A 9,008-nucleotide genomic window follows, 5' to 3' on the forward strand; every position below is an offset into this window, starting at 1 on the left:
CACTATGTATCGGCTACTTACCGCGCTGACATCAGCAACGCTTTTGGCGACACCCGCATTCGCGATCGAGCAATGGGAGGGTTTGTACACCGGCGTGAGCATCGGGGTCGGCTTCAACCCCGGCGACAATGGCGAACTGGAATTCAAGCGCGCCGATGGCAGCGACAATGAAGCCGCTATCGACGCCGCTTTCGGCGACAACTTTGACGGCAAGTTCAACGCCGGCAGCCTGACCGGTGTCGAGCTGGGCTACAACCTGCAACAGGGGCAGTGGGTATACGGCGCCGAGCTGAGCATCGCCCTTGCCGACCTTTCGCAGGAACAAAGCGCCTTCTCAGCCACCCCCGCCACCTACGTTGAACGCCGCGAAATCGATACACTCAGCACGCTGACCGCACGCATTGGTTACGCGACCGACAGCCCGTTCTTACCCTACGTCAAACTGGGCGCCGCCTATGGCGACGTCGATTACAGCTGGCAGGGCAACTCAGGCGCCTTCCGCGGTGACAACGGCGACGATGATCGCAATATCGGCTACCTCTTCGGTGTCGGTGTTGAAGCCAAGCTCACCAAGCAGCTCTCTGCAGCCTTTGAGTATCAATACATCGACCTGGGTGACGCAGATTTCTCAACGAACTTCAGTGGCGAGCAATCGATCATTGGCGGCAATAACGGAGCCTTCAACGCCTTTGGCGACGCCGCATCCGGCGGCACGAACGCGCAGGGCAGCGACGATGACTTCGACTTTCAGGCCGTACGCGTAGCCCTTCGCTACCACTTCTGAACCATCTTGTTCTGAGCCATCTTGTCGCGACGGTCGCAGGCCGTTGCGGCAAGCCCCGGCCCATCAATCCCGTCTACCAGCCACAAACAAAAAAGGCTCCCTGATAAGGGGAGCCAAGGTGGGTCATGAAATGCCTACTTTATAAGCGCAGAGTACGCATTCGGATCACCCACCCAGGCTGCTCAGCGTCGTACTAGTACGCTGCCTTTCTTTTGATCATCGGCACTATTTAAAATCGGCGGCGCTGTGGCGCTCGGGCACCTGCTCCTCTTCCGGCCCCCATACGCGGTTCACCCGGCGTCCGCGCTGCACGCCCGGACGCGCCTCCAGTTCCTGCGCCCAGCGGCGCACATGGCTATAGCTTTCCACATCCAGGAATTCGGCCGCATCGTAGAGCTGCCCAAGAGCCAGTGCGCCATACCAGGGGTAAATGGCGATATCGGCAATGGTGTAGTCATCGCCGCAAATGTACTGACGTTCTGCGAGCAGCGTATCCAGCACATGTAATTGGCGCTTCACTTCCATGGTGTAGCGATTAATCGGGTATTCAAACTTCTCCGGCGCGTAGGCGTAGAAGTGCCCGAAGCCGCCACCAAGGAAGGGAGCACTGCCCATCTGCCACATCAGCCAGCTCTGGCACTCGGCACGTTGAGCCGGGTCTTTGGGGTAGAAGGCATCAAACTTTTCAGCCAGATAGAGCAGGATGGCGCCGGACTCGAATACCCGCGTGGGCGGCTCACTGCTGTAATCGATAAGTGCCGGAATCTTGGAGTTGGGGTTGATACTCACAAAGCCGCTGCCAAACTGATCACCGTCCATAATATTCACGGTATAGGCATCGTACTCGGCATCGCTGATGCCCAGCTCCAGCAACTCTTCCAACATCACCGTGGGCTTTACACCATTGGGCGTTGCCAGCGAGTGCAGTTGCAGCTTGTGCTCGCCGCGTGGCAGTGGCTTTTCATGTGTGCTGCCGGAAATCGGGCGATTGATATTACTGAACTTGCCGCCGCTTTGGGCATCCCAGGTCCACACTTTGGGCGGGATGTAGTTGGATTCAGACATCGTGCAAAGCTCCTCGTCGATCGGCGCCCCAATCCGCAGGACACCAGAATGGCATCATCGCGCCCGGCCCCTTGGCCTGCTCTGGCGCATGCGACACAATAGCATTTCCTTATCAGGGAGACAGTCATGAAGTGTGTGCAGCTCCGTATCACCGGTAAGGTCCAGGGAGTGTGGTATCGCCGCTGGACCGTCGGGCAGGCCAAAGCGCTGGGCCTGAATGGCTGGGTGCGCAACCGTCAGGACGGCAGCGTGGAAGCACTGGTCTATGGCCCCGCAGATCAGGTCGATGCCTTAATCGCAGCCTGCCATGACGGCTCTCCCAAAGCCCGCGTTGAATCCGTTACCGCCACGCCCACCGAGCCGGAGCCAGTGACCGGCTTTCAACAGCGCCCCACTCTCTGAGGTTCAGCCGTCATGACGGAACTCTGCAACACCGCACAGGACGCACTCAACATTCTTGAATCCGGCGATACGCTGTGGTGCCACTCCATGGCGGCAACGCCCTACCGCTTGCTGGAAGCCCTGGCGGAAAAGGCCCTGTCGCTGCAAGACCTCACACTGATGCAGCTGCACCTCGAACACGCCGATGCCCTGTGCGCAGCGGCGCTGGACGGTCATCTGCGCAACCGCTGTTTTTTTGTCGGCAAGGAAATGCGCGAACTGGTCAACAACGGGCGCGCCGATTACGTGCCCATCTTTCTCTCGGAAATTCCGCGCCTGTTCCGGCAGAAAGTCCAGCCGGTGGATGTGGCCTTGATCCAGGTCTCGCCGCCCGACCGCCACGGCAACTGTTCGCTGGGGGTATCGGTGGAAGCCACCCGCGCGGCTTGTGACGTCGCCAAAACGATCATCGCCCAGATCAACCCCCGCATGCCCCGCACCCACGGCGACGCCTGCATTCCCTATTGCGATATCGACTATGCGGTAGAAATCGACAGTGCATTACCCGAACACCCTCCCGCCACCTTGAACGAGGTTCATCTTCGTATCGGTCGGCATGTGGCCGAACTGGTCGAAAACGGTGACTGCCTGCAAACCGGCATTGGCGCCATCCCCGACGCTGCGCTGCATTTTCTGCAGCAGCACGACAATCTGGGCATCCACACCGAGATGTTTGCCGACGGCATCCTCCCGCTCATCGAGCGCGGCGTGATCACCAATCGCAACAAGGTGGTTCAGCGCGGCAAGCTCGTCACCGGCTTTGTCCTCGGCAGCAACGCCCTCTACGACTTTGTCGACGACAATACCGATATTGCCTTCACCGATATCGAAGAAGTGAACAACCCGGCGGTCATCAGAAAAAACCCCCAGGCGGTGTCGATTAACAGCGCTATTCAAATCGACCTCAGTGGCCAGGTCTGCGCCGACTCTATTGGTAGCCGTATTTATTCCGGCTTTGGCGGGCAAGTCGACTTTGTCACCGGGGCACAGCTCTCCAAAGGCGGTCGGTCCATTATCGCCCTGCCCGCCACCGCGGCGGGCGGCACCGTCTCCAGACTGGTCACCCAGCTCAGCCCCGGCGCTGGCGTGGTCACCTCACGCGCGCAAATCGATCATGTTGTTACCGAATTTGGTGTCGCCTCGCTGCGCGGATGCAGCCTGCGCGAGCGCGCCAGAGCACTGATCGCCATCGCCCATCCCGACTTTCAGGACCCGCTCCATCGCCAGTGTTTCGACGCCGGTCTGCGTCTCTGAACCCGCACGACGTCACTCAGCCAGACTCTCGCATTCGCCAGATTTTGCGACTATGCTCCAAGCATCTAATAATTCTAAAAGGAATACGTTATGAAGCACCGCTCCCTGCGCACATTGCTCTCCGCCTGCCTGCTCGCCAGCTCACTCCCGGCGCTGGCAGACTATGAATCTCCCGCCGAAACCGACCTCGGGCTCTATGTCGGCGGGCAACTCGGCAAACTCAAAGTCGACGTGGACGGCATACAAAACGCCGATACGGTCGGCGTGTTGGTGGGCTATGGTCTCGGCTTTAACGGCGTATCGGTGGAAGCCGAATACAATACCGGCGATGGCGACATCAATATTCTCGGCAACACTGGCAGCTACGACGCAGACACGCTGGGCCTGTTTGTTGCCTACCGCACTCCGGGGCCGGCTTACCTCAAAGCCCGCGCGGGTGCCGTCAGATCGGAAGTGGAAGCTGACATCACGGGGATGGGACAGACCGACGAAAGTGAAACCGAATTCTCCATGGGCGTTGGCGTCGGCATCCGCCTCGACAACTTCCGCATCGAAGGGGAATTCAGCAAAGTGGACAACGATGCCAACCTGCTCAGCTTCGGCCTGATCTACCAGCTATAAAGCACCTTCTCGGCGACTGAGGGCAGTGGCGGAAAGTCATTGCCCTCGGCGCGCGAATGGCACATTATTTCTGCTCCAAGGACGTTATCCCCACAAGGAACTGTGTATGAAACCCCTTATTCCGTTTGCTCTGACCTCAGGGCTTATTCTCGCATCCGCCATGCCCGCCGTGGCAGAAACCTCCGCGGCGGAGAGCGGCCCCTATCTCGGCGCCAAAATCGGTCGGCTCGACATTGATGCTGGCTACGAGGTAGACGACCCGGCAATGACCGGCTTCGTTCTCGGATACAACTTCGGCGGCTGGGCCATTGAGCTTGAACGCAACAGCGGGGAAGGCTCGCTGACCGAACCCTTTGGTGGCAGCAGCTATGATTTCGATGTGGACACCACCGCCGCCTACTTCGCCTACCGAACAGAGGGCGAAGTCTATTTCAAAGTCAAAGCGGGCTGGCTAGAAGAGGAAATCGCGTTTGACTACGAGAATGAGAACATCAACGAATCCGACACCGGCTTCAGTGCCGGTATCGGTGCGGGGTTTCGCGGGGAAATATTCCGCATCGAGCTCGAAGTCACCCGCATCGAAGAAGACGCGATTCTGCTGGGTGCCGGGCTGATCGCGCAATTCTAGCGAGACAATATTTCATCAGTCACACGCAGTGCCGCTATGCGTCGAGCATGGCGGCCAGCTTCTGTTTCATCGGCAGCACCCAGTTGTTCTTCAACTCCGGCGACAACAGCCCCTGCGCCTCCAGTTCATCACACAAATGCATCTGATGCGCGAGATCAAACATATCCAGCTGATGGATAATTTTCCCGCCGTCGCTAAAGGTAATAAACGATACGCCCGGCGTTTCGAAAAACTCGCCATTGTCTCGTCGGCCAGGTCCGCGATTCATCCAGTGGGTGATAATCCGGTTGTCGGTTCCCACATAGACGCCCGCATAGGGAAAGGTCCACGCTTCCCAGCCCTTCTGCATATCGCGGCCATAATGCGTGGCTTTAATCTCTTCCGTCCCGCGCGCCGTCACATTCATGGTCCCCGCATACTCGCAGGTATAAATGCAGTCGCGGTCGTATAGCTCGTCGACGAAAAACGTCCACTCATTCGTCTCGTCAGCCTGCCGGTGCGCGCGAATCAACTTGTCGGCCAGCTCGCGCAGGGCCGTTTCACTCAGTGCCATAATCTGTTCCCTGTTATTGTAAGAGGATGAGAACCGGTTCGTGCTTTAGCCTATTTCTCCTCAACCGACCGGAACATCCTCCCTTTTAGTGATATCTATTACACAACGGCGCGGCCACGGCCGCACCGCTCCAGCGCAATAACAAATGGGGAATGCATGATGAAAACCTACAGACGCACACTATTGCTGCTCGTCAGCACTGTCGTTTTCGGAAGCGGCGCTGCCTTTGCCAAGCCGCCAGAAGGTGCGGGGAACAACGGCAAGCAAACACCGCCCGGCCATGCAATGAAACAAGGCAAGCAGGGCCACTACGATGGAGGCCGCTACTTCAGCGACCGTCGTACCAGCGACATCCGCCAGTATTACAGCGACACCGCGCGCAGCGGCAAATGCCCTCCCGGACTGGCGAAAAAAGGCAACGGCTGCCAGCCGCCGGGACAGGCTAAACAGTGGCAGCGCGGCCACCGTCTGCCCGACGATGTGCGTTACTACGATTTGCCTCATGCCCTGCTTCACGAACTGGGCCGTACGCCCGAAGGCCAGAAATTAGTCCGTGTGGGTACGGATGTACTGCTGATCAGCACCGCTACCGGCGTGGTTATTGATGCACTCGAAGACCTGTTTTAGGCAGACCGAACGAAGGTGATCCGTCATTCGAGGGATCACCTTCATGCCGCTTATTCCTTCACCGCGGCCAGAGCCGTTTCCTGCCGCCGGAGCAGTCGCAGCGGATTAAACTCCGAATGGATTGCCAGCCCGAACAGGATCATTCCCGCACCGACAAACATGCCGGTAGAGACCTGCTCGTCATTGACCAGTACGCCCGCCGTCATTGCCAATACCGGGGTAATCAGCGGAATGAGCGACACGGCCTCCACACTCATTTCCCGCAGAATAAAGTAATACGCCGCGAAGCCCACCAGCGAAGCAAACAGCGCCAGATACAGCAGCGATGCCAGCGATACTGGACTGAATACAATCGGTTCCACCCCCACCACAAAGACCCAGCTCAGCAACATACCGGGCAAAGCAAAAGCCATCGCGCCCAAGGCTTGCTCGAAGGGCGGCACACTCAACTCGGCATTGAGCTTTTTCACCCATAGCGCACTGCCGGAAAACAATATATTGGATACCAGCATTAAGCCGATTCCGGTCAGGCCATCACCGCTAAGCGCCGCCTTATCGAAAACGATACAGCCCAGCCCCAGCGCGGCAATACTCAGTGCCAGCAGCTTGCGGGGTCGAATCAGGTTCTCGCCAAGAATGGGTTTAGCCAGTAACAGCGTAAAGAACGGCGACAGACCAAACAGCAGGGACACCAGCCCCGAACTGATGTGTTGTGTCGCCATGTATACCAGCGCCATATTCGGGAACAGACTGATCGACGCCGCGAAATACAGTTTGCCATTGCGGCGTACCGACAGCCCCGCCAGACCAAACAGTGTGCACACCGCGCTGCCCACCATAAAGGCGAGTGCAATACGCAGGCTGAGTGCGGCCATCGGGCTGAGGGTATCGCCCCCTAGCTTGATCGACAGTGGCGTGGTCGCCCAAATGAAGATGACCAACAGATAGGTCAATTTCACAAACATGATGGTGTCCCTGTATTTTCCCCTACACGTTTTGGGGAGAGGACAGTTTTCCAAGGCCAGAACGACAAAGGCCGCGGGAGAACTGTCCGCGGCCTTTGAAAAGAAATCTGCTGTTTAACGCTGCATCATCTCTGGGCCGCACGCCATCGCGCCACGCGCACAACGGCGCGAGCGACGACAGACATCTTCGGGGCCCAACAATTTTGCATGGCAATACATTCAGAGATTCAGATTGAAAAGCACTATAAGGCAGCGCCGTTTGAGCGCGCAAGCATTAATTGCGCGACGGGATACCAAGGCGGTAAGCCGTCGTCAGCAAGCCATACTCAGGCGGCGTACTCCTGATCCAGATACGCCAGAATATCCGCCGACTCAAACATCGCCACACCGGTATTCGGGTCCACCAGATACGGCACCTGACTGCGCCCGGTCAACTCAAACAGGCGGCAGCGGTTGTCGCTGGTGATCGGCGCATCGGGAAAGAATTTTTCGCGCACGACTGGCGGCCCCATTTCCTGCCAGCGCGACTTGGCAAAATTGCGCAAATGATAGGGAAGCTCCAGCTCGCACAGGCGCTCGCGCACCAGCCGGGCATACGGACTGGACTCGAAACTGTACAACTCCAGCGGTTTAGCGGGCGCCACCGAATCGCGGGCACTCAAACCATGCGTGGCAGGCAAGGAACGCCAGCCGGTAGCGACATGCGAGCCCAGCAACTGGGCCGCACGACGAACACCACGCGGTGCCTTTCGCCCATCACCGTACTCCGCATAAAGGTAATCGATAATGTCTGCCGACTCCTGCAACACCACACCGGTATTCGGATCTTCCAGCAGCGGGAACTGACTCTTGCCGGTTAAATCCAGCGCCTCGGTGCGAAAACGCATCCCGCCCTTGGGGCAGGGATAAACCATCGCATCCAGATCCAGCTCCGACAGCACTTCGCGCACCAGCCGACAAAAAGGACAGGCTTCAAACTCATAGAGCTTCAGCAGCTTTTCGGGCTTTTTTTGCGCCCCGTTAAAGGCCGCCGTACCACGCCAGGCACGGCTGGAACTGGCAAAGACCGATGTCGCAACATCCAGCGCTTTCATAGTGACTCCCCCAAAGAATAATTATGTGACTACGCTAGCACCGCGTACTGCTGCGACTTGTTATGTGCCAATAGCAAAGTAAACCCCAAGCAAAGCTACAGCTATGCTAAGCAGTGATAGCTGGTGCCTGCGCTGAATCGCAGCCCATCCGGAATCTGTTAGCTTCCAATAATCTTCTCGGGACTGAAAAGGCTGTGAGGGGTTTATCTCGCCTTTGGCATCAATCTGGCCAGTAGGCATGGATTCATGGAGGATCTCAACCCACCCCCTGATTTGAGCCGTTAGTATCAAGGTTTTCGTTACCTCATCATGATCAACAGCACGCTCGATTACCGGAACATTTCCAGGCTGCAAAATCATCGTCACTCGCTGCCGAGCAATTTTCTTAAGGAGTCTATGCATCTTGAATTCAAAGATGACGTTGCTAAACACACATTCTCCTCATTGCACATAACGCCCAGTTCAGCCGCGACAGGTACGGAGCAGCTTTTGTGTTATTGTTTGAGCGCCAGCGAGTAACACAAAAGATGCGTAGCGCCTGTTGTCGGTCTGCAACTGATTGTTATGTGCTTTACAATTCGAACTCTTCCGTCCGAAGCATTTCACTGCCTCGGCGAACCGTAAGCACGGAAATTTTTCGGACGCGTTCATCGACGCCGTAAATTACTCGGTATGCGCCGTAGACGATTTCTCTAATTCGCTCAAGTCCAACCTCAGGAACTTTGCGCCCGCTCATCGGGTGCGACTTTAGGCGCTCCACCGATTCGAATAATCCGTCCACCCACGTTTCCGCCGCCGAAGGTTTATCTAAAGCTATATAGCTGGCAATTTCACTGACGCGTTCAAGTGCAAGCGGGGACCATTCCAGATTCACTGACGCAAATTCCTCAAAATCATATCCTTTGCCTGGGCGTGAGGAACGCCTTCGCCCACCTCAATCTGCGCCTCCGAACGATGGATATCTTCGAGCAACTCC

General features: G+C 57.3%; 12 protein-coding genes. 6 read left to right on the forward strand and 6 right to left on the reverse strand.

Annotated features, from left to right (window positions below):
* Positions 1–4: 4 nt before the first annotated feature.
* A complete protein-coding gene (locus tag AC5DB9_RS13395) occupies positions 5–784 on the forward strand; it encodes an outer membrane protein (RefSeq protein WP_272991852.1) in 780 nt (259 codons plus the stop codon).
* 225 nt (positions 785–1,009) lie between these two features.
* On the opposite strand, the gene yghU is transcribed toward AC5DB9_RS13395, so the two are convergent.
* Positions 1,010–1,849 carry a glutathione-dependent disulfide-bond oxidoreductase gene (yghU, locus tag AC5DB9_RS13400; RefSeq protein ID WP_272991855.1) on the reverse strand — a complete coding sequence of 280 codons (840 nt, stop codon included), beginning with the start codon at positions 1,847–1,849 and terminating at the stop codon, positions 1,010–1,012.
* Positions 1,850–1,975: 126 nt separating this feature from the next.
* On the opposite strand from yghU, the gene AC5DB9_RS13405 reads away from it, so the two are divergent.
* The 4 genes from AC5DB9_RS13405 (at position 1,976) to AC5DB9_RS13420 (ending at position 4,793) form a co-directional block, all read left to right on the forward strand.
* A complete protein-coding gene (locus AC5DB9_RS13405; RefSeq protein ID WP_272991858.1) occupies positions 1,976–2,251 on the forward strand; it encodes an acylphosphatase in 276 nt (91 codons plus the stop codon).
* Between the two features lie 12 nt (positions 2,252–2,263).
* Positions 2,264–3,544: an acetyl-CoA hydrolase/transferase family protein gene (locus tag AC5DB9_RS13410; RefSeq protein ID WP_272991860.1), complete on the forward strand. Its 1,281-nt coding sequence runs from the start codon at positions 2,264–2,266 to the stop codon at positions 3,542–3,544.
* A gap of 90 nt (positions 3,545–3,634) precedes the next feature.
* Positions 3,635–4,165 carry a porin family protein gene (locus AC5DB9_RS13415; protein WP_272991862.1) on the forward strand — a complete coding sequence of 177 codons (531 nt, stop codon included), beginning with the start codon at positions 3,635–3,637 and terminating at the stop codon, positions 4,163–4,165.
* 106 nt (positions 4,166–4,271) lie between these two features.
* Positions 4,272–4,793 (forward strand): outer membrane beta-barrel protein, encoded by a 522-nt coding sequence (locus AC5DB9_RS13420; RefSeq protein WP_272991866.1) that lies wholly within the window; start codon positions 4,272–4,274, stop codon positions 4,791–4,793.
* 34 nt (positions 4,794–4,827) lie between these two features.
* Here AC5DB9_RS13420 and AC5DB9_RS13425 read toward each other — a convergent pair whose 3' ends face one another.
* Positions 4,828–5,346, reverse strand: a complete 519-nt coding sequence (locus tag AC5DB9_RS13425; protein ID WP_022958180.1) for a nuclear transport factor 2-like protein — start codon at positions 5,344–5,346, stop codon at positions 4,828–4,830.
* Positions 5,347–5,502: 156 nt separating this feature from the next.
* On the opposite strand from AC5DB9_RS13425, the gene AC5DB9_RS13430 reads away from it, so the two are divergent.
* Positions 5,503–5,973 (forward strand): RcnB family protein, encoded by a 471-nt coding sequence (locus tag AC5DB9_RS13430; protein ID WP_491732062.1) that lies wholly within the window; start codon positions 5,503–5,505, stop codon positions 5,971–5,973.
* A 50-nt stretch (positions 5,974–6,023) separates the two neighbouring features.
* Here the strand turns inward: AC5DB9_RS13430 and AC5DB9_RS13435 are convergent, their stop codons facing one another.
* The 4 genes from AC5DB9_RS13435 to AC5DB9_RS13450 form a co-directional block, all read right to left on the reverse strand.
* On the reverse strand, positions 6,024–6,938 hold the full coding sequence (locus AC5DB9_RS13435) for a DMT family transporter (protein WP_022958182.1): 915 nt from the start codon (positions 6,936–6,938) through the stop codon (positions 6,024–6,026).
* Between the two features lie 326 nt (positions 6,939–7,264).
* Positions 7,265–8,032, reverse strand: coding sequence for a glutathione S-transferase N-terminal domain-containing protein (locus AC5DB9_RS13440; protein WP_272991873.1), 768 nt, complete (start codon positions 8,030–8,032; stop codon positions 7,265–7,267).
* A 60-nt stretch (positions 8,033–8,092) separates the two neighbouring features.
* The gene (locus tag AC5DB9_RS13445) at positions 8,093–8,464 is read right to left on the reverse strand and encodes a hypothetical protein (RefSeq protein ID WP_272991876.1); all 372 of its coding nucleotides are present in this window, start codon (positions 8,462–8,464) and stop codon (positions 8,093–8,095) included.
* A gap of 139 nt (positions 8,465–8,603) precedes the next feature.
* Entirely contained in the window at positions 8,604–8,906 is a 303-nt protein-coding gene (locus AC5DB9_RS13450; protein WP_272991878.1) for a type II toxin-antitoxin system RelE/ParE family toxin, read from the reverse strand.
* Between the last annotated feature and the right edge of the window lie 102 nt (positions 8,907–9,008).

It is taken from the genome of Spongiibacter sp. (assembly GCF_984394615.1).